The organism is Arthrobacter sp. TMT4-20 (assembly GCF_054510775.1).
Genome location: NZ_JBTNDW010000001.1, coordinates 301211 through 324541, shown reverse-complemented (window position 1 = coordinate 324541; position 23331 = coordinate 301211). Strand labels below are relative to the sequence as shown.

General features: G+C 64.7%; 23 protein-coding genes. 12 read left to right on the top strand and 11 right to left on the bottom strand.

Annotated elements, in window-relative coordinates:
- The 4 genes from sigK to ACX80Z_RS01470 form a co-directional block, all read right to left on the bottom strand.
- Entirely contained in the window at nucleotides 1–618 is a 618-nt protein-coding gene (sigK, locus tag ACX80Z_RS01485) for an ECF RNA polymerase sigma factor SigK (protein WP_019481696.1), read from the bottom strand.
- 247 nt (nucleotides 619–865) lie between these two features.
- Nucleotides 866–1669 (bottom strand): class I SAM-dependent methyltransferase, encoded by an 804-nt coding sequence (locus tag ACX80Z_RS01480; RefSeq protein ID WP_116778523.1) that lies wholly within the window; start codon nucleotides 1667–1669, stop codon nucleotides 866–868.
- A gap of 24 nt (nucleotides 1670–1693) precedes the next feature.
- The gene (locus ACX80Z_RS01475; protein ID WP_116778522.1) at nucleotides 1694–2161 is read right to left on the bottom strand and encodes a tRNA (cytidine(34)-2'-O)-methyltransferase; all 468 of its coding nucleotides are present in this window, start codon (nucleotides 2159–2161) and stop codon (nucleotides 1694–1696) included.
- 9 nt (nucleotides 2162–2170) lie between these two features.
- Entirely contained in the window at nucleotides 2171–3118 is a 948-nt protein-coding gene (locus tag ACX80Z_RS01470; RefSeq protein ID WP_459314701.1) for a J domain-containing protein, read from the bottom strand.
- 203 nt (nucleotides 3119–3321) lie between these two features.
- Between ACX80Z_RS01470 and ACX80Z_RS01465 the strand changes: the two genes are divergently transcribed.
- The 6 genes from ACX80Z_RS01465 to ACX80Z_RS01440 all read left to right on the top strand — a co-directional run bounded on the left by ACX80Z_RS01465 (nucleotide 3322) and on the right by ACX80Z_RS01440 (nucleotide 8679).
- Nucleotides 3322–3909 (top strand): pentapeptide repeat-containing protein, encoded by a 588-nt coding sequence (locus tag ACX80Z_RS01465; protein ID WP_459314700.1) that lies wholly within the window; start codon nucleotides 3322–3324, stop codon nucleotides 3907–3909.
- Nucleotides 3906–4838: a diacylglycerol kinase family protein gene (locus tag ACX80Z_RS01460; RefSeq protein ID WP_459314699.1), complete on the top strand. Its 933-nt coding sequence runs from the start codon at nucleotides 3906–3908 to the stop codon at nucleotides 4836–4838. The genes ACX80Z_RS01465 and ACX80Z_RS01460 overlap by 4 nt, the downstream gene beginning before the upstream one ends.
- 9 nt (nucleotides 4839–4847) lie before the next feature.
- Nucleotides 4848–6056 (top strand): cysteine desulfurase family protein, encoded by a 1209-nt coding sequence (locus ACX80Z_RS01455; RefSeq protein WP_459314698.1) that lies wholly within the window; start codon nucleotides 4848–4850, stop codon nucleotides 6054–6056.
- 13 nt (nucleotides 6057–6069) lie between these two features.
- On the top strand, nucleotides 6070–7209 hold the full coding sequence (gene mnmA / locus ACX80Z_RS01450; RefSeq protein WP_019481703.1) for a tRNA 2-thiouridine(34) synthase MnmA: 1140 nt from the start codon (nucleotides 6070–6072) through the stop codon (nucleotides 7207–7209).
- An 80-nt stretch (nucleotides 7210–7289) separates the two neighbouring features.
- Nucleotides 7290–7664, top strand: a complete 375-nt coding sequence (locus ACX80Z_RS01445; protein ID WP_019481704.1) for a chorismate mutase — start codon at nucleotides 7290–7292, stop codon at nucleotides 7662–7664.
- Nucleotides 7654–8679, top strand: coding sequence for a uroporphyrinogen decarboxylase/cobalamine-independent methonine synthase family protein (locus ACX80Z_RS01440; RefSeq protein WP_459314697.1), 1026 nt, complete (start codon nucleotides 7654–7656; stop codon nucleotides 8677–8679). The genes ACX80Z_RS01445 and ACX80Z_RS01440 overlap by 11 nt, the downstream gene beginning before the upstream one ends.
- Here ACX80Z_RS01440 and ACX80Z_RS01435 read toward each other — a convergent pair.
- The 7 genes from ACX80Z_RS01435 to ACX80Z_RS01405 are packed head-to-tail and all read right to left on the bottom strand — an operon-like array spanning nucleotide 8676 to nucleotide 15866.
- On the bottom strand, nucleotides 8676–9347 hold the full coding sequence (locus tag ACX80Z_RS01435; protein WP_116778516.1) for a DUF4166 domain-containing protein: 672 nt from the start codon (nucleotides 9345–9347) through the stop codon (nucleotides 8676–8678). The genes ACX80Z_RS01440 and ACX80Z_RS01435 overlap by 4 nt on opposite strands.
- Nucleotide 9348: 1 nt before the next feature.
- On the bottom strand, nucleotides 9349–10362 hold the full coding sequence (locus ACX80Z_RS01430; protein WP_459314696.1) for a phosphotransferase: 1014 nt from the start codon (nucleotides 10360–10362) through the stop codon (nucleotides 9349–9351).
- Nucleotides 10362–11654 (bottom strand): DUF58 domain-containing protein, encoded by a 1293-nt coding sequence (locus ACX80Z_RS01425; protein WP_459314695.1) that lies wholly within the window; start codon nucleotides 11652–11654, stop codon nucleotides 10362–10364. The genes ACX80Z_RS01430 and ACX80Z_RS01425 overlap by 1 nt, the downstream gene beginning before the upstream one ends.
- A gap of 12 nt (nucleotides 11655–11666) precedes the next feature.
- Entirely contained in the window at nucleotides 11667–12668 is a 1002-nt protein-coding gene (locus ACX80Z_RS01420) for an AAA family ATPase (RefSeq protein WP_459314694.1), read from the bottom strand.
- Complete coding sequence (locus ACX80Z_RS01415; protein ID WP_459314692.1) at nucleotides 12665–13867, bottom strand: DUF4350 domain-containing protein; 1203 nt, start codon at nucleotides 13865–13867, stop codon at nucleotides 12665–12667. Before ACX80Z_RS01415 ends, ACX80Z_RS01420 begins: the two co-directional genes overlap by 4 nt.
- On the bottom strand, nucleotides 13867–14553 hold the full coding sequence (locus ACX80Z_RS01410) for a DUF4129 domain-containing protein (RefSeq protein ID WP_459314691.1): 687 nt from the start codon (nucleotides 14551–14553) through the stop codon (nucleotides 13867–13869). The genes ACX80Z_RS01415 and ACX80Z_RS01410 overlap by 1 nt, the downstream gene beginning before the upstream one ends.
- 20 nt (nucleotides 14554–14573) lie before the next feature.
- The gene (locus ACX80Z_RS01405) at nucleotides 14574–15866 is read right to left on the bottom strand and encodes a hypothetical protein (RefSeq protein WP_459314690.1); all 1293 of its coding nucleotides are present in this window, start codon (nucleotides 15864–15866) and stop codon (nucleotides 14574–14576) included.
- Between the two features lie 151 nt (nucleotides 15867–16017).
- Between ACX80Z_RS01405 and mtrA the strand changes: the two genes are divergently transcribed.
- The 6 genes from mtrA to ACX80Z_RS01375 all read left to right on the top strand — a co-directional run bounded on the left by mtrA (nucleotide 16018) and on the right by ACX80Z_RS01375 (nucleotide 23270).
- Nucleotides 16018–16695 (top strand): MtrAB system response regulator MtrA, encoded by a 678-nt coding sequence (gene mtrA / locus ACX80Z_RS01400; protein ID WP_019481712.1) that lies wholly within the window; start codon nucleotides 16018–16020, stop codon nucleotides 16693–16695.
- A 43-nt stretch (nucleotides 16696–16738) separates the two neighbouring features.
- Nucleotides 16739–18412 carry an MtrAB system histidine kinase MtrB gene (gene mtrB / locus ACX80Z_RS01395; protein ID WP_019481713.1) on the top strand — a complete coding sequence of 558 codons (1674 nt, stop codon included), beginning with the start codon at nucleotides 16739–16741 and terminating at the stop codon, nucleotides 18410–18412.
- Complete coding sequence (locus ACX80Z_RS01390) at nucleotides 18402–20138, top strand: LpqB family beta-propeller domain-containing protein (protein WP_019481714.1); 1737 nt, start codon at nucleotides 18402–18404, stop codon at nucleotides 20136–20138. The genes mtrB and ACX80Z_RS01390 overlap by 11 nt, the downstream gene beginning before the upstream one ends.
- Nucleotides 20139–20500: 362 nt before the next feature.
- Nucleotides 20501–21121 carry a ComF family protein gene (locus tag ACX80Z_RS01385; protein ID WP_459314689.1) on the top strand — a complete coding sequence of 207 codons (621 nt, stop codon included), beginning with the start codon at nucleotides 20501–20503 and terminating at the stop codon, nucleotides 21119–21121.
- Between the two features lie 167 nt (nucleotides 21122–21288).
- On the top strand, nucleotides 21289–22023 hold the full coding sequence (gene hpf / locus ACX80Z_RS01380; protein WP_019481716.1) for a ribosome hibernation-promoting factor, HPF/YfiA family: 735 nt from the start codon (nucleotides 21289–21291) through the stop codon (nucleotides 22021–22023).
- A 35-nt stretch (nucleotides 22024–22058) separates the two neighbouring features.
- The gene (locus ACX80Z_RS01375) at nucleotides 22059–23270 is read left to right on the top strand and encodes a winged helix-turn-helix domain-containing protein (protein ID WP_459314688.1); all 1212 of its coding nucleotides are present in this window, start codon (nucleotides 22059–22061) and stop codon (nucleotides 23268–23270) included.
- Nucleotides 23271–23331: the final 61 nt, after the last annotated feature.

Sequence of the window (23331 nt, the reverse complement as noted above, 5' to 3'; positions counted from 1 at the left end):
TCAGTTCACCCCCAAACAGGTTTTCAGTCGAAGCAATCCGTCACGGATTCTCGATTTGATGGTAGGTACGGCCACGCCAAGTTTTTCGGCGACCTCGCGGTAGGTCAATCCGCCGTAATATGCGAGCTTCACAGATTCCTGTTGGGTCTCCGTCAGTGAGTCGAGGCATTTGACCACTGTCTCCGCCTCGAGGCGCTGGGTTACGGTGTCGACGACGTCGTCGTGATCGATTTCCTGCATCGCGGCGCCGTATCGTGCTTCGCGGTCAGTGGAACTCTGCTCAGACCGAACCTTGTCCACAGCCCGGCGATGGGTCAGGGTCATTAGCCAGGCCATCGGTGACCCCATCTCGGGTCGGAACCGGTCCGCGAGGTTCCAGACCTGCAGGTAGACCTCCTGGGTGGTGTCCTCGCTGAGCTCCGGGTCAATGAGGACACGACGGGCCAGCCCATAGACCCGTCGGGAAGTTTGCGCGTAGAACTCGGCAAAGGCTTGCTGGTCCTTGGCTGCGACTCGCAACAACAGCTCAGTCAGGGTTGCAGCGGTACCGGGTTCAACGGCGAATCCACCCGCTGGTGAACCGGCCGGAGTAGTTCTGCTGGCTCGTGGCGTATCCATATACTCCAAGCATAAAGCGCCCCGTCTGCGATTCAGAACATGCGACCCGCCGGCGCGGATCAGTTGGTCAGTGCCTCCCACCTGCCTACCCATCCCTATCACCGTCCTTTCGATGTTCTGTAGACAGGACTTTCTCCGCCTGTATCGGTGCTTCACGACACGGGCGGATCAAGTTTTGCTGCCACTAGTACTTCGGAGCTGGGCGGTGCGGGGATGGGGTGGGGAGAGTCTGGATCTTACCCAGCTGCTAGTCAGCGGTCTCCGCAACAGCAACCAGGGATTGAGCGGCCAGGACGAAGCCGCTGCCGAGCCGGTCAAGGAAGCTGGCCCGGATCCGTTCGACGGCTGACTCGTCGCCCGGGAGAAGGTGACGGAAGGCGGTCCCCTGAACCACCGACCATGCTGTCTGGGCATCCAGCGGCAATTCAATGGCTACCGAATCGACTCCGACCGTATTAAACCCGTTAGCCAGCAGCCAGTCTCCCAGTTTCTCGGGCGAGGCCAGTCTGGCCACGTTGGCGATCTCCCGCTCGAGCAGCGCTGGATCCCGGGAGGGATCCTCGGAGCATGCGTCCTGAAGGATTCGCCAGAACTCCGTGTGGGCGCCAGCGTCCCAGGTGCTGAGGGCAATCCGTCCGCCGGGACGCAGTAGCCGCGACAGATGCGCCGTGGCAGGCGCCATATCCGCGAAGCGGGTCAGTCCGTAACAGGACAGCACCACGTCATAGCTGCCGTCGGCAGGCCGCTCGGTGACATCGGCCGTGTCAAACCGGATAGTGGCGAGGTTCATGGCTTCGGCTTTCGCCTTCGCCAGGTCCAGCAGCCCCGGGGATGGGTCGAGTGCATCGATCACGCCTTCCGGCCCGGCGGACTGCGCCGCCGGGATGGTGCTGGCACCGCTGCCACAGTAAACGTCGAGCACCCGGTCAGCGAGGGCGATATCGGCGGCCGCTGCGACGGCATTTCCCATCGGGTTCCAGAGCAGCGGTGCCAGGCGTTCGAAGTCCTCGGCGCCGGTCTCGGACACTTCCTCGGCATGGCGTGGTGGCATGGTGGCTCCTTAGGGCTGAAAAAGCTAGACGACGGCGCCGGCGAAGCTGTGCTGGCGCCATGCTTCGTAGAGAACAATAGACGCCGAGTTGGCGAGGTTAAGTGAACGACGGGTGGGGAGCATGGGTAGCCGGACCCGGGCCGTCACCTGGGGGTCATGCTTGACCTCCAGTGGTAGACCTACCGACTCAGGCCCAAAGAGCAACACGTCTGCTGGCTGGTAGCTGATGTCCGCATAGGATTCCTCGCCGTCGGAAGTGAACGCGAAGACCCGCTGGGGGGTGAGAGCTTCCCACGCGCTCGCCAGGTCCTTGTGGACCTGGAGCACTGCCAGGTCGTGGTAGTCGAGCCCCGCTCGGCGCAGCTTTGCATCATCGAAGTTGAAGCCGAGCGGCTCCACCAGGTGCAATTCGGCGCCGGTGACAGCAGCCAGCCGAATGGCGTTGCCGGTGTTGCCGGGGATTTCGGGCGTGTAGAACAGGATACGGAACACTCGTTAATCCTAGCGCTCGGCGTACTGTAGCAAACGGCCCAGGACGGGGAGCTGCACCACATAGGGCTGCGGCCCGCCACCCAGAAATTTCTTGAGCTCGCGGAGGAGCGTACCGGGATTCGCCACATGAACACTGGTCAGTGCAGATTTGTCCAGCGTTGGCGGGTAATCGACAATCGGCTCGAAGGGGTTGCCTTCACCCCCGTGGAGGACAAGCCACGCCTGGACATTGCACTCGGGAAAGAGATCCTGGACCCGTCGGACCGACTCGGTAATGCGCACGTCACCGGCGATTCTGCCGTTGTGCCGCAGGGCACGCCCGTCCCAGCGATAGTTGCCGGGTGGAGCGAGCATCGAATCGACGACCGCCAGACGGTATCCGGCCAACACCGCATGGCCCGCTTCAGTTCCGGTGTCGTCGCCGAACCGCAAACCGTTAACTAGTCGGGCGGCGGGGAAGCCCGGAAGGAAACGGTGTTCCAGCAGGGCAGCGGTGCGGCGCTCGCCGTCGAACCGTGAGCCGCTGCCGGATCCGAGACGCTTGAAGAATCCAGGCTGTCGAGCGGTGCCATGGATCTGGCTGCCCGCGAGGGTCAGCGGAATCACCGGAGGCTGCGCTGGTGAGAAGGGCGGCTCGTAGACGGCTGGACGTTGGAAAGCTTCGTCATCAGCGGCACGATCAGGAGAGGGAGCACTTGACCGTGAGGGCGAACTGGCCGCCGTCGGTTCATGGGCGGCCGGGCTGCCACCCAGCCCGTGGTCATACCGGCGGCGACGTTCTGGATCCGAGAGGGTCTCATAGGCGACGGCCACGTCATGGAACTCTTCGGCGCTCCCGCCAGCATCAGGATGGGTTGATCGTGCGGCCCGGCGGTAGGCGTCCTTGACCTGTTTGGCGGTCGCGTTCCGCGACAATCCCAGGACGGCGTAGTAGGTCCGGTCGGGCGGGGTCGCCATGAGGGCCTTTCATCTTCGGCGGGCATGCTGGGGGGCCTGGAGCGGGTGGAACCGATGTGCTGAAGTTCCGGGCGCAGACGCGGCCGGCACGCTATGCCTCATCAGGGCAAGACTGTAGACGGTTTCCCGACTGCCAACCAAATACCCGCTGTACCTTCAACGGCGAACCGGGCGAAAGGGTTCGGCTTCGGTAGCATCGGACAATGACAAATCGGGACAAGGTGATCAGGGGCGAGGACTGGTACGGCAAAGTACTCGACCGTGCAGACTATGCGGGAACCCTATTCGTGGATTGCGACTTCACCGAACTCCAGTCCAGCGGGGCCAACTTCAGCAAGTGTGTGTTCCGCAACGTCAAGTTCAATGTCTCAACCCACACTGAGGGGGCATTCGACGGCAGCCGGTTCGAATCCTGCAGCTTCTTCGATTCGACCTTTGCCGGGTGCAGGCTGACCGGCAGTTCCTTCGTCAACTCGTCGCTGGTCCCCCTCAAGGTCACTGGCGGCAACTGGTCCTATGTTTCGCTGGTGCGTGCGGACCTGTCCTCCGCCGACTTCACTGGCGTGTCCCTCACCGAAGCCGACTTCACCGAGGCCAACCTCACCAAGGCGTCGCTGCGAAATTGCCAATTATCCAATGCTGAATGGGCAGGAGCGCGGCTCCGGGGAACCGACCTACGTGGCAGCGAACTGGGCGAACTGTCGATGGACAACGTACAGTTCCGCGGTGCCGTGATCGACGTCGCGCAGGCGATGACCATTGCCGAGGCCCTGGGGGCCGTGATCAGATGAAGCTGCTGGTCGCGGTCAACCCTACGGCCGGGGCGGGGGCCGCGAAGAAGGCGGCAAGCGCGGCAGTCACCTCACTCATTGCCCTCGGACACGAGGTCACTGTCCTCGCCGGACCAAGCTATGCGACGCTTGTTGACCGGGTGAGCTCAGCTGTGGCGGAGAGGTCGCCGGACGCGCTGGTCGTGGTGGGCGGTGACGGGATGGTGCAGCTGGGAGCCAATGTCCTGGTGGGAACCGCGGTCCCCCTGGGCATCGTGGCGACCGGCACCGGCAATGATGTGGCCCGGACCCTCGGCCTGCCCCTCAGAGACCCGGAAGCAGCGGCCCTCGTCATCCATGAAGCACTCCCCGGACCGCCCCACTGGATGGACCTCGGGCGCATCAGCAGGGACCAGGACGGGGAAGGAGTGCTCTGGTTCGCTGGGGCCTGCTCAGCAGGATTCGATGCGATAGTGAATGCCCGGGCCAACACCTGGTCCTGGCCCAGGGGAAAGAGCCGGTACACCCTCGCCGTGCTGCGTGAGTTGGCAGTCTTCAGACCCATCGGCTACCGGCTGGTCATCGATGGGTCTGCCGAGTCGACGGCCGCAATGCTGGTTTCGGTGGCCAACGGGAGGTCCATTGGAGGCGGAATGAAGATTACGCCCGACGCGCTCTGTGATGATGGGCTCCTGGATCTGTTGGTGGTCTCCGCAGTCTCACGACTCCGGCTGATCGCGATGCTGCCCCGGCTCTTCGCGGGAACCCACGTGTCTCACCCGGCGGTCCGGATCGAAAAGGTCCGTTCGGTCCGTGTCGAGGTGGCCGGCCTGACGGTCTTCGCCGATGGGGAACCGGTAGGGCCGGCGCCGGTCCAGATCGACGTCGTTCCCCGGGCGCTCAGAGTCCTCCGACCGGTGAAAAGTGAAGTGTCGAGCCGGAACCGCTAGAATTGACCGATGCCCGTGTACCTGGACCACGCGGCGACCACGCCTCTTTCGGCGCCCGCGCTCGCCGCACTCACCACCGAACTCAGCCGTAGCGGCAACCCTTCATCGCTGCACGGCTCAGGGCGTCGTGCCCGTCGGGTGGTGGAAGACTCCCGCGAGACCCTCGCCGCCGCGGCGGGAGCGCATCCCTCGGAGGTGATCTTCACCTCCGGTGGGACCGAAGCTGACAACCTTGCCGTCAAGGGCCTGTTCTGGGCCCGCCGCGCCGCGGACCCGCGCCGGATGAGGATACTGTGCTCAGCCATCGAACACCCGGCGGTCCAGGACACGGTCGAATGGCTGGCCAAACACGAAGCGGCGCTGGTCACCTGGCTACCGGTCGACTCCGATGGCGTGGTCTCCATGACGGCGCTGCAGGCCGAGCTCGACGACGACCCGGACACCATCGCGCTGATCACCGTGATGTGGGCCAACAACGAGGTCGGCACCATCCAGCCCATTCGGGACATCACAGCGGCAGCCGCGGCGCACGGCATCCCCGTGCACTCGGATGCCGTGCAGGCCTTCGGGTCCCTTCCGGTGTCTTTCAGTCATTCAGGACTCGCGACGATGGCGGTCAGTGGGCATAAGATCGGCGGCCCGGTGGGTGTAGGGGCCCTTTTCGTCGGGCGGGCGGTAACGCTCACCCCGGTGCAGCATGGTGGGGGACAGGAGCGTGATATCCGGTCGGGAACCCTTGACGCGGCCGGTATCGCGGCTTTCGCTGCGGCCGCTGCGTTCGTCACAGGCAATCTCGACCAGGAGTCCGCCCGCATCGCCGCCCTCAGGGATCAGCTGATCACCCAGGTGGAGTCCGCTATCCCGGAGGCGGTCCTCAGAGGGCACCGGACCCTGCGGCTTCCCGGCAACGCCCACTTCACGTTTCCCGGCTGCGAAGGGGACTCTCTCTTGTTCCTGCTCGATCTTGCCGGAGTGGAATGCTCCACCGGCTCGGCCTGCACGGCGGGAGTGCCCCGGCCGTCCCATGTGCTGCTCGCGATGGGCCTCACCGAGTCGGAGGCCCGAGGGGCCCAGCGATTCTCGCTCGGGCATACCTCAGGCCCCGAGGACGTTGAAGTCCTTGGAACTGCGTTGCCCGAGGCCTACCGCCGCGCCCGGCAGGCTGGAATGGCTGGCCATGCTTCAAACATTCAGACAGCTGGAACAGGTTTTCGATAGTGAAGGACAACTCATGAAGGTACTCGCAGCAATGAGCGGCGGAGTGGACTCCGCCGTCGCCGCAGCACGCGCAGTGGAGGCAGGGCACGACGTCGTCGGCGTCCACCTGGCGCTCTCGCGCATGCCTGGCACCTTACGTACCGGCAGTCGTGGGTGTTGCACCATCGAGGACTCCCGTGACGCCTGGCGTGCCTGCGACATTCTGGGGATTCCTTACTACGTGTGGGACTTCTCGGAACGATTCAAGGAGGACGTTGTCGACGATTTCATCGCCGAGTACGCCGCCGGTCGCACTCCGAACCCGTGCATGCGCTGCAACGAACGGATCAAGTTCGCGGCACTCCTGGAAAAGGCGTTGGCGCTGGGCTTCGACGCCGTCTGCACCGGCCACTACGCGAAGGTCATCGAGGACAGTGACGGGAACCGCGAGTTGCACCGGGCCGCGGACTGGGCCAAGGACCAGTCCTATGTGCTGGGCGTCCTCACCCACGAGCAGCTCAAGCACTCAATGTTCCCGCTGGCCGAAACCCCGTCCAAGGCGGAGGTCCGCGCCGAGGCTGAGCGCCGCGGTCTGTCCGTGGCTAACAAGCCCGACAGCCACGACATTTGTTTCATTCCCGACGGTGACACCCGTGGCTGGCTGGCCGAACGCATCGAGATGACCGAGGGTGCGATTGTCGACACCGATGGGGAGCAGGTGGGCACCCACCCCGGCGCCAACGCCTTCACAGTAGGCCAGCGCCGTGGCCTGAAGCTCGGCACACCCGCCGACGACGGCAAGCCCCGCTTCGTGCTGGAGATCCGGCCGAAAGAAAACAAGGTGGTAGTCGGTCCCGAGCGGCTGCTGGCCGTAGACCAGCTGCGGGGGATCAAGGTGTCCTGGGCCGGACTGCCGATCGACGCGGTACTGGCCGGCAGCGAATTCGAGTGCATGGCGCAGGTGCGAGCCCACGGCGACCCTGTCGACGCGGTGGCCTGGATGGAGAACAATGGTGAGGGGCAGGCGGAACTCGTGGTCCGGCTGAACGAACCGATGCGCGGCGTCGCCCCGGGCCAGACCGTCGTCCTGTACCAGGGGACACGGGTCCTGGGCCAGGCGACCCTCGACTCTGCCCGGTCACTGGAGCGCCCCGAACTTCAGCCAGCCCTGTAGGGACACGCCCGTCGCACTGCCGGTTGAATATGTCGACGCCGGATTAGTCGGCAGTCTGCAACTGGTGTTTGACTTGATGCATGATTGAATCGAGCAGCGGCTACGACCCGGGGGCAAGCTCCCTCGCCGGGCAGGTACAACCCGAGGTGATGGCGGAGCTCCTGTCGGTGCGGAGCAGTATCGATAACATCGATGCGACTCTCGTGTATCTTCTCGCCGAACGGTTCAAGGCCACCCAGCGGGTGGGGGTCCTCAAGGCGGAGCACCAGCTACCGGCGGGCGACCCGGATCGGGAAGCGGCCCAGATCACCAGGCTTCGCGCGTTGGCCGAAGAAGCCAACCTAGACCCGGCCTTCGCCGAAAAGTTCCTGAACTTCATCATCTCCGAGGTGATCCGTCACCATCAGGCGCTGTCCGAGAACCGCCGGTCACCGGAGGGCCCTGGTGGAGCCTAGCTCCGCCCAGGTCACAGCTACCGCCCTGGGCGAATGGCCAGGAACTGACCCTCTCGAAGCTACGCGGGTGGTCCGGGGTGAGCTCGGTGACCCGCACCTTCCCCACCTGGTATCCCTGCCGGGCCGCGGGGTCGGTAGCGACGCCGTCGGGCGGACAGCAGCCATCCTGGTGGAGTTGCCAGTGGATGTGCAGCCCCACGGCTGGCGCCTCGTTGACCGGCCCGGCAAGGATCATCGACGGGCAGTGTCGGCGCTGTCCACCGACCTGAACGTGCTCGGTGATGTGATTGGTGCCGAATCAGAGCCGGCGCCAGCGTTGAAAATCCATCTGCGGGGCCCGCTGTCCCTTGCCGCCAACCTCCATCTGCACAGCGGGGAACGCGCCCTGCTCGACGTCGGGGCGCGCCGCGAAATCAGGGATTCCCTGGCAGCCGGCGCTGCCGACCTGGTCAGCAGGGTCAGATCAGCGGCATCGGGCGCCCTGGTACAGGTACAACTGGACGAACCCGAAATCGCGTTTGTCCTGGCCGGCGGTGTGCCGACGGCGAGTGGCTACCGGACCCTCCGGGCGGTGCCGGACCAGGAAGCCGCCGACGCGTGGGACACCGTAGCCGAGGCAGTGCGGGCAGCCGGGGGCGGAACTGTGGCGGTGTCATTCCCCGCCGAGCGCGCTCCGCTCGATGTGCTGGCGACCAGCAGCATCACCGCGGTAGCGCTTCCCCTCGCAGGATTGTCGATGGCGCAGTGGGAGTCCCTGGCCGGTCAACTCGAAGCGGGCGGCGAACTGTGGGCGGGCATCATGCCCGACCCGCGAGCCGTTCCAACGGTGTCCGCCCTGGCGGGGGCAGTCCTGTCGCCCTGGCGGATGCTCGGGTTGCCGTTGAACCGGTTGGCGCAGTTGCGGTTGACCCCCGACACCGGGCTGGCCGGGGTTTCACCCGCCGCCGCCGCGAACATCCTGCGCCGGTTGACCCAGACCGCCGACGCGCTGAACCAGGAGATGGCCAACGACTAGCGGCGCTTCTCCCAGCGTCGCGGCTCCGCCTCAGCCGGCAGGACACCGTCGAAGTCGACCAGGTGGTAGTCGAAGGCCCCCGCGTAGACCAGGAGTGTCCCCAGCTGACGGTGGATCACCCGGGTCTGGATCCGGAACCGACCGGCTTCCTCATCCCACCACTGCTCCATGTAGGCCTGCGCCCCGACGACGTCCGGCACCGGTAGCCGCACCGGGCCAGCGAATACCCGGGTCCGGGTGGACACCATCCGCATCCTCCCGGCTGGTGTGACCGAGCAGGTCAGATCGGTGAGCGTCAGACGGTGCGCCCCCACATAGTCGAGCAGTTGACCGTTCTCCTCCGAGGTGGTGTCCTCGAAAATCCGCTCAGCAGCCGGGAAGTGCAGGATCCGGCGGGCGGTCAGGGATGCACGCCCAAACGGGTCAAGGTGCGGGAAATTGCTGATGCTGAAGGGGACATCGGTCCCATACTCGGGGAAAAACGAGTTCTCGGCAGCTGCCAGCCTGAAGAAGGGCCTGATAAACCAGGCGGGGCAGCCTGCCACATCGAAGGTGCCGCTGCCTATTCCCGCCTGGCCCGCGTCGGCGTGGAGGCCAAAGTAGGCCTGGAGTTCGGGCTGTAACCTGTTGAAATCGGCGCCCAAGGCGCGCTGGTAGATGGACTGCATGTTAGAGCTCCCATTTTCGTCGTTCACTGAGCCAATCGATCAGGATTCGTGCCGTAAAGCGTTGGTGCATCCGCAGGTAGGGGCTGGTGGCCAGTTCGGGTTGGTCTCCGCTGGTGACCATGTAGGCGGCGAGCACCGCCAGCCACGCATCAATGTGGTCGGGGTTGGCCCCGCAGCTCAGCGGAGAGTCGGCAAGCCAGCTGTCGACGTCGACCCCTGCCTGGCGTGGGTAAACCAACAGGGCTACCCAGTCAGCCCAGGCGGGCCCGATAGACAGAAAGTTCCAGTCGCAGAAGAGTGCAACGGGCGTCGGCCTGGGCCCGCCACGGGGGCGGATCATGATGTTGTCTGCCCGGAGATCATTGTGGAGCACAGCATCGCCGGCCAGCGCCTCGTGACCCAGTGCGGTCAATTTTTCCAGCTCGGACAGGTGCTGGACGTTCAGCGACGGCAGATAGGCGGGAAGCGCTCCGTTCGGGGCCCAGCACTCTACGAGGTCGGTCCGTGGGCTGGCTCCGAAGAACTCCTCCACCATTGACCCGTTCGCGAGGTTTGCTGGCGTTCCCTGCAGCCCCGCCTGCACCACTAGGAGTGACTCGTGCACCGCCCTGAGATCACTGACCGTCCATGGCTGCCCCGGCATGTAGCCGTCAACGGCCTCAAAGCACAGCAGCTGCCAGCGGGTGCCCCCAGCGAGGACCTGATCGGTTGAGTGCAGTTGCGGGATGGGAAGTCCGGCCGGAAGTGCAGTGAGAACCTCGGCCTCGCGGACATAGGCAGCGAAAATGTGGCTGTCCGTTGACGGCGCCGCCTTGGCGAAGAGGCGGCGGCTCCCGGCGCCAACGACAGCTGCGAAGCCGTTGGTGAAGCCACCGCCAGCCGGACTGACGGTCTCCGTCGGGCTTCCCAGCTCGGCCGCGATTCGGTGGCGAACCGCCGCAGGTAACGCTGCCCACGGGGTGCGGTGGGCTGTTCGGGAGTAGTCGACCCTGGCACTACCTTCGGTCGGGATCATCAGAGCCGGCCCGCCGCTTTGAGCCGGATGTACATGTCAGCAAGGTGTGGCGGTAGTTCGTGGGGGGTAGCATCGACCACTTCTGCCCCCAGATGACGCAACTGGGCTGTCACCGCGGCACGATCCAGCAGGGCACGCTCCGCGGACGCGGCCCGATACACATCGGACACGGAATGGCGTTCGCCGCGCATCTCATCCAGTCGCGGGTCGCGAACTGACGCGACCACCACCACATGCTGTGAGGTCAGATCGGCCAGCACCGGCAGCAGCCCCTCTTCTACTGAGCCCGAATCCAGCGACGTCAGCAGCACAACCAAAGAACGGTGGGAGGAGATGGAGCGAACCTGGCCGGGCACCCGTGACCAGTCGGCTTCAATCAGCTCGGGCTCCAACGGTGCCATCGCCTTGACGAGGGCGCTCAGCAGATTCCCCTTCGCCGCCGAATTCACCCTGGCCCGGGGACGGCGGTCGAAGGCAAGGAAATCCACCCGGTCCCCACCCCGCTGTGCGAGGACGCCCAGCAGCAGGGCAGCCTCGATACTCGTGTCCAGCCGGGGCTCATCGTCAATCCGCGCAGCTGAAGTGCGCGAGGTGTCCAACACGATGACCACCCGCCGGTCGCGTTCCGGCCGCCAGGTGCGTACCACCGTGTCGCGGCGGCGGGCGGTCGCGCGCCAGTCGATCGAGCGGACGTCGTCGCCCCTGACATAGTCCCTGAGCGAATCGAATTCGGTGCCGGCACCGCGGATCTGGACGGCGGCCCGGCCGTCAAGCTCACGCAACCGGCGAAGCTTCGAAGGAAGATGTCGTTTGGAATGGAACGGGGGTAGGACCCGGAGGAGCCCGGGAGCCGGAATGCTCACCTGGCGGCCGGTCAGCCCCAGCGGGCCGACGCTGCGAATCGTCACCTGTGCCACCCGCAGATGGCCACGCCGTTCGGGGAGCAACCTGATCAACAGTTGCCTGGACTCACCCGGTGGAACCGAGACGTGCTGTACGGCATCAGCTGCCCCTGCCGACGGCTGCCACGCCTCACGGACAGTGGCCCTCAGTTGACGCCGGGAATAGTTACGGACGGTGAGCGTACTGGTGCAAGCCTCGGTCAGCCGGACGCTGTCCGGTAGATCCCGGCTGAGGCCCGTTTTCCTCGGCGAGGCGGCCAGGGAAAGGTCCAGGGCTCCCACCAGGACCAACGCAGTGGTCCAGATCAGGATGGACACCGCGCCCGGGTAGAGCGCCACGGGAACAATCCCGAGGAATGCCAGGAGGACAAATCGTCCGGTGATGGTCATGCGGCCCGGGGCCTAGCGTGGCACGGGGACGGTAGCGAGGATCCCCAACAGCACATCATCCACTTCGACGCCGTCCATTTCAGCCTCGGGACGCATCGACACCCGGTGTCGCAACGCTGGCAGGGTGAGGGCCTTGACGTCGTCCGGCGTCACGAAGGTGCGGCCTGACAACCAGGCCCAGGCGCGGGCGGTGTTGAGCAACGCGGTGGCACCGCGCGGGGAAACACCGAGCTGGAAAGATGGAGCTGTGCGGGTGGCGCGGACCACATCAACGATGTAGGCGATGACCTCGGGCGCAATCGCTACTGTTGCCACCGCGCGCCGGGCCTTCGCCAGATCAAGGGCCGAGGCGACCGGGCGAACCCCCGCCGCAGCGAGGTCCCGTGGGTCGAAGCCCGCACTGTGGCGGCGGATCACCTCTATCTCGTCGTCCCGGTCCGGCACTGACAGCGTGAGCTTCAACAGGAAGCGGTCGAGTTGAGCCTCGGGCAGGGGATAGGTGCCTTCGTACTCCACCGGGTTCTGGGTGGCTGCGACGATGAACGGATCGGGGAGCGCCCGCGAAACGCCGTCGACCGACACCTGGCGTTCCTCCATTGCCTCCAGTAGGGAGGCCTGGGTCTTGGGCGGCGTCCGGTTGATCTCGTCCGCCAGCAGGATGTTGGTGAAGACCGGCCCCTCGCGGAAGGTGAATTCCGAGTTCTGTGCCTCGTAAATGAGTGACCCAGTGACGTCTCCCGGCATCAGATCGGGAGTGAACTGGACCCGCTTGGTATCGAGACTCAAAGCCGCCGACAGGGTGCGCACGAGCAGGGTTTTGGCGACACCCGGAACGCCCTCAAGCAGCACATGGCCCTTCGCGAGCAGGGCGATCAGCATTCCGGTCACTGCCGCGTCCTGGCCGACGATCACTTTGGCTACCTCGGACCTCACGTTCAGCAGGGCCTGGCGTTCGGGGCCGGGGCCGTCCGGTGACACCGGGGAGTCCTGGTGGGTCGGGATGTGTTGACTCATCTCGCGTCGATCTCTTTCTCTAGGGCGTCAAGGTCTTGGCTCCATCGCACCAATTGGGTGTCGGACGCTGGTCTTTCGGTCCGCAGAAGTTGGTCGAGGTCGGCCGGGGACCGCGGGGAGTGGCGTGCCGCCGCGGCTACCACCTCGGTGTCCGAGCTGGTGGCCGGCAAGCGAAGCCGTGCTGCAAGCCGAATGAGGGTGGCGGCTCGGAGGTTGGCGGCGGCGCGATCAATGGACCCAGAATCCTGGTAGAGCCGCGCCCGTCCTTCGGCCGTCTCGGCCGCCCGCACCACCACGGGCAGCGGTTCCTCGGCGAGCGGCCCCAGGCGGCGTCCCCGCCAGACAGCGGCCAACAGGCCAGTGCCGAGTAGCCACAGCATCACAAGGTTCACCCAATCGGGCAGCAGGTTCAGGGGATCGACCGGTGTGTCGGTCAGCGCCAGATCGGCTGCCGTGGGCTGATACCAGATGAGGACGGGGCTGCTCCCCAGGGTTCGCAGGGCAAGTGCCGCGTTGCCTTCCTGGTCGATGGTCTCGTTGCTGATGATGCTTCCGTGGCCGAGTGCCACCACTTCCTGGCCAGCCGTGGCGGCGTAGGAACCCGAGGGTGGGCCGCCCTGCGCAGTAGCGGGGGGGAAACAGATCAGATCGGCCCGGTAGGCGAAACCGCCGGGGGAGATACTGCCGGCGGCGGCGGCGTCCTCAACCCCACAGTCTGCCGGCAAGGGGGTGTCTTCGGAGGCGGGGATTAGACCCGCCTGTCGGATGGAGGGGGCAAGTTCGCCCAGGATGAGGGTGTTCGGCTCGACCAGAACCAGTCGGTCGGCGACACCGTCCAGGGCGCTCAGCTGGTCGGAGTTGAGCCACGAATCCGGATCGTGCAGCAGGAGGGTCGAGGCGCCAGCCGACGACGAAGCCGCGGCGGCTTCGAGCGATTCCGCCTGGATCACCTCGACGCCCTGTCCCCTAAGCACCTCTGCGAGCGCCATGGCTCCTGCTGGAGCCGGGTTGGCGGGGGAGAGTGCGACGCCGTCCTGCCCGGAACGTCCGAAAAATCCCACCAGCACCACAGCCACCAGGAGAAATCCCAGCACCAGCCAGGGAGCGAGCCTACGGATGCGGGTGGCTGCGGTACGGCCCGCGCTGCCGCCATCACCGACGACCTCGATGGTGGTGGCCTGGTCTATTTCGACAGCCATCAGCGGGGCGCTGCCAGTTCTGTTGCCGGCTGCTGCAGGTCCGGGCGGGCGGTTGAAAGCAGTACATCGACCGCCGTTGCCCGCTGGTAGTCGGATTCATGGGCCGGCAGGTTGCCGTAGTGCACCTCGTTGAAGCGGTCGGCTAGCCACAGGGTGTCGGCGCCGATCGCCCCGAAGGCGGCCCTGAGCTGCACTCCCGTCTCACCTGCTGTGCGCCCGGGCTGGCGATCGATAATTCCCCGCTCTTCGGCCGAGCGGATCACCGCTCGTAGCCGCTCGGTCAGCGCAATATCCCATTCCCGTGATCCCGCCGCAGCCGCGGCGAGTCCACGATGCTCCTGCGCGGTGCGGACGGTGTCACCCGAAAACACTCCGGTGCGGGCGCGTTTGTTGCGGGCATTGAGGCGAGGTTTGACCAGCCACACTGCTGCGGCGATCACCACCGCGGCGCCCAGGGCGAGCAGCAACGTACCGGGGCCGGCCTCAAGCGGCCGAAGGTCGGCGAAGATAGACCCCAGCCATTCGAGGATCGTGGTGGCGATCCGTTCCAGGAAATTGGGTTCCGCCTCCTGATAGCGGCCCTGGGCGAGCTCATCCTCCAGCCAACCGCGGGCTTCCTCGTCGTCGGGCACGACCGGGACCCGACCAGCGATCGGCACCGACGACTCAATCAAACGGATCAGCATTGGCGAAAGTGGCACCCGGCTCAGGTCCCATTGGTGGGTGGGCTCGGTGGTCCACCCGGCCGGTGACCGAATTGTTGACCGCCGGGGTTGGCGGACTGGCCGGGAATCGGGGTGAACCGGCCCGCAGTTGCTTCCTCATGTTCGCGCAGCAGGACCACATCGAACCCCTCGCGCCGGATGCGAAGGTCCACATAGAGCAGGGCGGTCACACCGGCCTGGAAGGCGTAACCAATGGCACCGAAGACAGCTGTAATAAGCTGACCGACCAAAAGGATGGGCAGCGAGTTCATCAGCTCCTCGCCGAGCTCGGCCGGCGAGTCGCTGAAGGACACGAACTGGGTGGCGAGCAGGCTCAGGGGAGTGGAAATCACCGAGGTGATGATAGAGACGATGATGCTGGTCAGGATCAGGATCCCGAACGTTCGCCACCAATTGCGGGAAGTCAATGTCCAGGACCGGCGCAGGGAGGTGAGCGGTCCGGCACCCTCAAGCATGAGTACCGCCGGTGCAAGGACCAATTTGATACTGAGCCAGACAATCAGCGCCAGGGAGCCGAGGGTTCCCAGTACGATCAACCAGACCGAGTCCTGACCGAGGAGCATGGCCAGCAGCACCGCGATCACCACCAGAACCGTCAGTCCGGCAATGACCAGCAGAAGCAGGAGGAATCCCAGACCCAGGAGGGGCAGGATCCGCCGGACGGCCAGTTTCCACAGTTGCACAAAAGAAGTGCGCTCGTTGAGCACTGCACGTGCGATCGGGATGACCAGCACCCCTTGCAGAATGAGGACACCCACGCTGCTGAGCACCACCAGTGCCGTGGCGACGGAAACCAGTGACGTCGCCAGTCCTGCAACCTCGTCCATCGACGGGTCGACGGGATCCAGTTGCGCGATTGAGCCGAACAAACCGACCGTCAACAGCAGGGTGAGAACAGATATCACTACCTGGAACAGGATGGCGGTGCCGAAGGTTGCCAACGGATTCTTCCGGCAGGCCTGGAACGCCCCGTCGAGGATCTCGCCCAGGCCCAGGGGCCTCAGCGGAATGATTCCCGGTTTAGGCGGTGCCTGATAGCCGCCGAACTGGCCGTGCGGAACGCCCTGCCACCCGGGCTGCGCTCCCCATTGGGGTGCTCCAGTGGGTTCGGGGTGCTGCCCCCACTGTGGTTGCTGCCCCCACTGGGCGTTCTGCCCGGGCTGTGGTGGTTGACCCCACTGCGGTGGCTGGGCGTTAGGTGGCGGAAGAGGTGCGCCCGCCGTATCGTCCCGCGACTTGTCGGCTGGTTCACTCTCATGCGGATTGTTGCTCATCCTGTCCCCCCGGAACGTTTGTTCCACTTGTGAACCCGTCTCCTAGAACTATAGTTACCGGGAGGGATTTCCGGGAACCTGCCCGGCGCTGGGGCGCGCGGAGCGATTGCGCTAGTACGACATTGCCGTGGCAATGGGAGACTATGGAGATATGAAGGCACGCATTCTGGTCGTTGACGACGACGAAGCACTGGCCGAGATGATCGGCATCGTACTACGCAACGACGGATTTGATCCCGTGTTCTGCGCTGACGGTTCTCAGGCCCTGGACATCTTCAGGAGCTCCAAACCCGACCTGGTGTTGCTTGATCTGATGCTGCCAGGGATGGACGGAATCGAAGTCTGTCGCCAGATCCGCAACGAATCCGACCTCCCCATCGTCATGCTGACTGCGAAGTCGGACACCTCCGACATCGTGCGAGGTCTGGAATCCGGCGCCGACGACTATGTGCCGAAGCCGTTCAAGCCTGCGGAACTGGTGGCACGGGTGCGAGCGCGGCTGCGCCCCGGTGACCAGAAGGCTCCCGAGACTCTCCGCATCGGTGAGGTCACCATCGACGTCGCCGGGCACTCGGTGGTCCGCGCCGGTGACCGGATTTCCCTGACCCCCCTGGAATTCGATTTGTTGGTTGCGCTGGCACGCAAACCCTGGCAGGTCTTTACCCGGGAGTTGCTGCTTGAGCAGGTCTGGGGCTACCGGCACGCCGCGGATACCCGACTGGTCAATGTGCATGTGCAACGGTTGAGGTCGAAAATTGAACGGGACCCGGAAGCGCCAGAGATTGTGTTGACGGTCCGGGGCGTGGGATACAAGGCAGGACAGGGGTAAGTTGGACCGCGCTGCAGCTAGCGTTCGGAACAGGCTGGGTGACGTGGCGTCGCATGCCTGGTCCTGGATCCGGACGGTGCTTTCGCGGACCGCCCGGCAGTGGCGACGGTCGCTGCAGTTCCGCACTGTCGTCTCCACCCTGCTTCTCACCGCGGTAGCCTTCGCTGCCGTCGGCGCCTTCCTGTCCAACCAGATTGCGACCGGGTTGTACGAGGAACGATTCGAACAGTTCCGCGCCGAGTCCAGCAACGGGCTCAGCGAGGTCGCAGCAATTTTCAGCAGCGCCTCGACCACCGACAGCGAATCGACCCTCCGATTGGTGCAGGACACCCTGCCAAGCCTCGAGGGTGGCGGCGCCGATGCACCCAGGCGGTTCATCCTCGCCATAGTGCCCGATCAGACCACCGATATCTACGTTGCCCCGTTCGGGAGCGACAACCTGACCGAGTCGAGCGCCATCCCGGCGGCCATGGCCAACGCGGTGAGGTCGGGCGATGACCAATACTGGTCCGCCACGTCGATCGAGTCGACTTCAGGGGAGAGGGTGCCGGGGCTGGCGTTCGGCACCAAGGTGACCCTGCCGCCAGGGCAGACCGAATATGCGCTTTACCTGATCTACGACCTTTCCTCGATGCAGGCCACCCTTGACTACATTCACGGGGTGATCTGGATTGCTGGCATCGTCCTGTTGCTGATCATTGGGGCGATCGCCTGGTTCGTGACCCGGAGCCTGGTCGGGCCAGTCAGCCATGCTGCAGTGGTGTCCGAAAAGCTGGCGGCCGGCGAATTGCAGGAACGGATGGATGTGAAGGGCGAGGACGAGGTGGCGCGGCTTGGTGCGTCGTTCAACCATATGGCGGAGAGCCTTCAGGATCAGATCACCCAGCTCGCACAACTGTCGCAGATGCAGCAACGCTTCGTTTCGGACGTCTCCCACGAACTTCGTACCCCGTTGACCACGGTGCGGATGGCCGCCGAGGTGCTCCACGACGCGCGCGCCAATTTCGACCCGGTCAACCGCCGATCCGCCGAAATCCTGTACAACCAGGTGGAACGATTCCAGGCGCTGCTCGCCGATCTACTGGAAATCTCGCGGTTCGATGCCGGCGCCGCGGTGCTTGAAGCGGAATCCGTCGACATTTTCCAGGTGGTTCGGCACGTGATTGACGGCGCCCAGCCGTTAGCGGATGCGTGCGGCTCCGAGCTGAGCATTATCTCCCGCGAAACCGAATGCCTGGTCGAAGTGGATCCCCGCAGGATTGACCGGATTCTCAGGAATCTTGTGGTGAACGCGCTGGAGCATGGCGATGGGAAGCCTGTCTCGATCTATATTGCCTCGAATCCGGACGCCGTCGCCGTCGCGGTTCGTGACTACGGCATCGGCATGACTCCGCTTGAAGCGTCCCGGGTGTTCGATCGGTTTTGGCGGGCCGACCCGGCCCGGGCCCGTACCACCGGCGGGAGCGGCCTTGGATTGTCAATTGCCACCGAGGATGCCCATCTCCACGGAGCCTGGCTGCAGGCCTGGGGCTCCCCGGGTAAGGGCGCCTGTTTTCGGCTGACGCTTCCCAAGCTCAGGGAGTCCGTTCTCAAGGTCTCACCGTTGCCGCTGCCGCCAAGGATGGGCGGGCTGCCCGACCGTCCGTCGGTCGGAACCTCCCCGGACTCGCTGCCGCAGCTAACCACACTGCCAAAGGAGTCCCACGATGCCCGCTAACAGGCGTCCGCTGAGCCGGTCACTGGCCCTTTTACTGTTGCCGATCGTGCTGGTGGTCAGCGGCTGCTCGTCCATTCCTACCTCTGGTCCAGTGGGAGTCATCACCGCTGACACCGGGTCCGACACCACTGACCCACTGATTTTCAATCCACCCGGGCCCCGGCAGGATGCTGATCCGGAATCCCTCCTGAACTCCTTCGTGGACGCCGGCACGGGTGCCGCCGGCGACTACGAGATCGCACGGGACTACCTCACCGACGAGTTCGCCGCCCAATGGCGGCCAGAAGAGCGCATCATCATCTACGGAGCTGACCCGCAGATTTCTGCGTCACCGACTGACGGTGTCTACCAGATCCAGCTCGAAGTCGAGGGGACCATCAACGCCGAAGGTATCCGTACGGGGGCTCCTGCTACCACCACTGAAAGCCTCACCGCGAAGCTCGAGCAGAATGCCGACGGGCAGTGGCGTATCACCTCGATCCCCAACGGCATCATGATTTCTTCGAGCCAGGCTGAGCTGTTGCTTGAAACATACAGCCTGTACTTCTACAGCAGTTCCTTTGAACATTGGGTGCCCGACGTCAGGTGGTTCGTGAACCGGGCAGCCATTGCCACGAATATTGTGGAGGCGATGCTTGACGGTCCGGCTCCATACTTGCAGGGGTCGGTGACCAGCGCGTTCCCGGAAAGTACCACCCTCGGCGTCGAATCGGTGCCCATCGTGTCGGGGACGGCAACCGTCGAGTTGTCCCCCGATGTGTTGCAGGAAACCAGTGACCTGATCCGACAACAGATGCAGCAGCAACTCCGGGAGAACCTGGCCGGGTTGAACACGGTCAATTCGGTGCAGATGACTGTCGAAGGGCAGCCGGTGTACCTTGGCGACGAGGGCAATGTCCCCCACCCGAACCTGGTAATCCCAGTCGGCGATCCGGCTGTCGGCAACAAACAGATTGTCGTCTCCGGCAACGAGCTATTCCTGTACCAGACGGAAGAGACGGTTCCCATTGAAGGCGTCCCATCGGTGGCGGCACTGGATCCCCAGGACCCGGCAATGACCCTGTCCGGGGCGGACTTTGCGTTCCTCAACGGAAACCGGACACGGCTTTACACCACCGGGCAGGATCAGGAGATCATCACCGCTGCGACCGGACGAAGGCTGACTTCTCCCAGTTTCGACCCGAACAACTGGGTTTGGACGGCCAGCACCGGGCCCGAAGGCCTGGGATCGACGGTTACCGCGGTTCCTCCCGGCGGGTTGCAGGACAGCGCGGTGTCGGTGACGGCACCCTGGCTAGCTGATTCAGTGGTGCTGGAACTTAGGGTGTCGAGGGATGGGTCCCGGGCCCTGGTCGTGACCGAGCAGGAGGGGCTAAGCCGCGTTTTCCTTGCCGGGATCGTGCGCAGCAACGACCGCACCCCGCAGAGTCTTGGTACTCCGCGGGAGCTTTTCGCCAGCGGTCCGGTCAATACCGCGAAGTGGGTCAACGAGGACACCGTCATCGTCGCCGAGGCCTCCGCAGAGGAAGAGGTGACCCCTGAATTTCTTGGTCTTGACGGGACTGTCGATGCGCTGTCGTCCCTTGAGGGCATTCTGCACATCAGTGCGGGCACCGGGCCGACGGCCATCTTCGCCGGCACCTCGGAGGGGGTCCGGAACCGGGTTGGGGATACCTGGTCGAACGAGCCGGTGGAAGGTGTCCAGGATCCGGCGTTCCCGGGCTGAGCTCTGCACACGGGCGCCGATCTGCCCAGGCTCGGCGACTGATTTTGTCCACACTCGGCTACGAAGGCGACGTCGGGGACTGGCCGAGGTGGCAAAGTCAGGGCATGAACGGATTCCGATCCGCGCCGCTGTGGAGGGGCGTCGCCGGCCGCCTCGATGCGGTCCGGATGAGGCCGGACGTGCAGGGCTTTACCGGTGCCATCGTGGGCTTCTGGTCGCTCCTGTTCCCTACCGAGTGTGCTGTATGCGGGCGCCTCTTGATCCCACTTTGCCCCGAGTGTCTCACCGCAATCCGCAAAGCGACGGTCCGCCCCCTCAGGGTTGAACGAGGTGCGCCCGCCTTGCCTCAGGTGCCGGGGCGCATGGAGTCAGCCACAGGTTTCGGTGACCCACTGCCGGTCACAGCAGGAGGCCATTACCGGTCCGCACTCGCGCGGTTGGTGCTTGCCTACAAAAACCATCACCGCACCGATGTGGGCAGACCCCTGCAAACGGCGCTCGCTGGAGCGCTGCACTCGGCCGTGGAGGGGCTCCGCCAGGGCGGTGAAACGGCACAGATTCTTCTGGTGCCGGTGCCTGCAAAAGGAGCGTCGCTGCGCCGCCGCGGGTACGATCCTCTCGGCCTGCTCCTTGACGGGCTGGTTCGAAGAGGTGAGCTGCCCGCAGGCTGCCGGCCCGCCAGGTTGGTGGGGTACCGGGGCATAACCGTCCGACTGGGGTCAGCGCTCGCCGGCCGAGGTGGGCAGCAGCAGCAAAAGGGCCTCGGATCGGCCCAGCGACGCGCCAATGTCCGCCTCACCATGACCCTGCGGCGGGGCCAGCAGCTGGTCCCCGGGGCGGTGTGCCTGGTGGTTGATGATGTGCTGACCACCGGGGCGACGATTGCCGAAGTGACGCGGGTTCTGCGGTTGGCCGGAGCGGAGGTGGCCGGGGCGGCAGTGGTTGCCGCCACCGAGCCGCCGTCGCGTGCCGAAAGAATGTAACGAACAAAATTAGCGGAAAAAAACAACCGCCGAAGGATGAATATCAGGGGTGGGTGAACTAACGTGAGGTATGGGTATCTCGAGGACAATTAGATATCCGTCGACAGCGGCTGGAAGCACGACTCCCCGGCCGCTGTTGTGTCACCTAAGGGATTTTGGAGGACACCATGGAGTTTTTGATCAGTGGTCGAAATCTGTCAGTTTCGGACCGTTTTCGTGAGTACGCCGAGGACAAGATCGACAAGATCGAGCAGCTTGGCGACAAGGTGCAGCGGCTAGAGGCGAAAGTTACCAAGGAGCCCAGCGCCCGTAATGCGGATAGCGCGCTCACCGTCGAACTTACCGTCCTGGCGAAGGGCCCCGTGATCCGGGCCGAGGCATCAGCAGCCGACAAATTTGCAGCTTTCGACCTTGCCTACAGCAAACTGCTGGAGAGACTACGCCGTGCCAGAGACCGGCGGAAGGTCCACCACGGCCGCCATACCCCCATGGCCGTTCGTGAAGCCACAGCTGATCTTGAACCCGCCAGCACCACAGCCCCTTTGTACCTCGAAGTGCAGTCCACCCAGGCCCCGCAGGAAGCCCAGGACAGCGTCGTCGACAGCTACGAGATCGAGAATGACATCCCGGCCGGCGACTCGCCGGTACTGATCCGCCGGAAGGTCTTCTCCGGCACTCCAATGACACTCGAGGATGCAGTCGACAACATGGAACTGGTGGGGCATGACTTCTACCTCTTCGTCGACTCGGCAACCGGTGCACCCTCAGTTGCCTACCGCCGGCAGGGCTGGACCTACGGCGTCATCACCCTCGACGCTCGGTGCGCTGAGGGAACTGAAGATCCGCGCGAGGAACTCCTTGCCTACCGGGCACGGGAAGCGGCGGCCTCGGCGTCGGCCTGAGCCGGCAGGGGAGAGGACCCCAGTAAGGTCAAAGGGTGACCACAGTCCTCTCCCTGTCCCAGGCCCGACGCATCGCGCTTGAGGCACAGGGACTGGCACGGGTAAGGCCCGTCGGCCCCGCTACGGCGAGGCAGGTGGGCCTTGCCTTTGCCCGGCTGCAGCTGCTGCAGATCGATTCGGTCAATGTCCTCATTCGCAGTCACTACCTTCCCCTGTTTGCCCGGCTGGGTCAGTACGACCGCGACCAGCTCGATCGGCTAGCCAGCACACACCCCCGCCGGATGGTTGAATACTGGGCGCACGAAGCCAGCTTCATCAGACCCACGCTCTTTCCCTATCTTCGTCCGTTGCAGGAGCGCCGGTGGGTTGGGGCTCATTCAGTGCCCGAAGGGCTGAGGGAATCGCTTCGTTCCCGCATTCGCGACGTCCTCGCCGTCAGCAGTCCCCTAACCGCTCCACAACTGCAACAACGGTTGGGACATATTGAGACTCGGGCCACGGACCAGTGGGGCTGGAACTGGAATTCGGTGAAACGGGTCCTGGAGGACATGTTCGAACGGGGTCAGGTTTCTTCGGCCGGGCGTAGCGCGTCATTCGAGCGCAAATATGCACTTACGGAGCGGGTCTTCCCGGACCCCGGCGCGGCGTTGGCAATCGTCCACCCAACCGAGGCCCACCTCCACCTGACCGAGCTATCGGCCCGCGCGCTCGGGGTCGGGACGTTGAAATGTTTTGCCGACTATTTCCGGCTCCCGCTGAAACCGACAGCGGGTGCCATCGAATCGTTGATTGCCAGTGGAATCCTCAAGCCCGTCACCATCACGGGGTGGAACAGGCCAGCCTTCCGCCATGTGAACTCGGTATTGCCACGGAAAGCCGAGGGAAGGGCGTTGCTCAGCCCCTTCGATTCGATGGTGTTCGAACGCCGGAGACTGTCGGAACTGTTCGGATTCCATTACCGGATTGAGATCTACACTCCCGCTTCCGCGCGACGATACGGCTACTACGTGTTGCCGTTCCTATTACGTGAAGCGATGGTAGCGCGGGTGGATCTCAAGGCCGACCGGGCTGCGGGAAAGCTTCTGGTGCGCGGCAGCCACAGCGAGTCCGGCGCGCCAGCAGATACCGTCGTCGAACTGGCGGCCGAGCTACGGCTCATGGCCACCTGGCTTGGGCTCGATGACGTAGTCGTCGAGCCCAATGGTGATCTGGCCAAGGCCCTGAAACTGGCAGTTTCCCACGAATAGCACGCTCTGGCGGCACCAGTTCGACAGGATAAGTCGTCTCTCCCGTAGACTGAACAGGCCA

Bases quoted from the DNA above. Each gene is read 5' to 3' on its own strand.
- ACX80Z_RS01390 (WP_019481714.1), top strand. From the start codon at position 18,402: ATGCCCGCTAACAGGCGTCCGCTGAGCCGGTCACTGGCCCTTTTACTG.
- mtrA (WP_019481712.1), top strand. From the start codon at position 16,018: ATGAAGGCACGCATTCTGGTCGTTGACGACGACGAAGCACTGGCCGAG.
- hpf (WP_019481716.1), top strand. From the start codon at position 21,289: ATGGAGTTTTTGATCAGTGGTCGAAATCTGTCAGTTTCGGACCGTTTT.
- ACX80Z_RS01455 (WP_459314698.1), top strand. From the start codon at position 4,848: ATGCCCGTGTACCTGGACCACGCGGCGACCACGCCTCTTTCGGCGCCC.
- ACX80Z_RS01460 (WP_459314699.1), top strand. From the start codon at position 3,906: ATGAAGCTGCTGGTCGCGGTCAACCCTACGGCCGGGGCGGGGGCCGCG.
- ACX80Z_RS01420 (WP_459314694.1), bottom strand. From the start codon at position 12,668: ATGAGTCAACACATCCCGACCCACCAGGACTCCCCGGTGTCACCGGAC.
- ACX80Z_RS01435 (WP_116778516.1), bottom strand. From the start codon at position 9,347: ATGCAGTCCATCTACCAGCGCGCCTTGGGCGCCGATTTCAACAGGTTA.
- ACX80Z_RS01430 (WP_459314696.1), bottom strand. From the start codon at position 10,362: ATGATCCCGACCGAAGGTAGTGCCAGGGTCGACTACTCCCGAACAGCC.
- ACX80Z_RS01480 (WP_116778523.1), bottom strand. From the start codon at position 1,669: ATGCCACCACGCCATGCCGAGGAAGTGTCCGAGACCGGCGCCGAGGAC.
- ACX80Z_RS01465 (WP_459314700.1), top strand. From the start codon at position 3,322: ATGACAAATCGGGACAAGGTGATCAGGGGCGAGGACTGGTACGGCAAA.
- ACX80Z_RS01385 (WP_459314689.1), top strand. From the start codon at position 20,501: ATGGAGTCAGCCACAGGTTTCGGTGACCCACTGCCGGTCACAGCAGGA.
- ACX80Z_RS01445 (WP_019481704.1), top strand. From the start codon at position 7,290: ATGATTGAATCGAGCAGCGGCTACGACCCGGGGGCAAGCTCCCTCGCC.
- ACX80Z_RS01470 (WP_459314701.1), bottom strand. From the start codon at position 3,118: ATGGCGACCCCGCCCGACCGGACCTACTACGCCGTCCTGGGATTGTCG.
- ACX80Z_RS01415 (WP_459314692.1), bottom strand. From the start codon at position 13,867: ATGGCTGTCGAAATAGACCAGGCCACCACCATCGAGGTCGTCGGTGAT.
- ACX80Z_RS01425 (WP_459314695.1), bottom strand. From the start codon at position 11,654: ATGACCATCACCGGACGATTTGTCCTCCTGGCATTCCTCGGGATTGTT.
- mnmA (WP_019481703.1), top strand. From the start codon at position 6,070: ATGAAGGTACTCGCAGCAATGAGCGGCGGAGTGGACTCCGCCGTCGCC.
- ACX80Z_RS01405 (WP_459314690.1), bottom strand. From the start codon at position 15,866: ATGAGCAACAATCCGCATGAGAGTGAACCAGCCGACAAGTCGCGGGAC.
- sigK (WP_019481696.1), bottom strand. From the start codon at position 618: ATGGATACGCCACGAGCCAGCAGAACTACTCCGGCCGGTTCACCAGCG.
- ACX80Z_RS01410 (WP_459314691.1), bottom strand. From the start codon at position 14,553: ATGCTGATCCGTTTGATTGAGTCGTCGGTGCCGATCGCTGGTCGGGTC.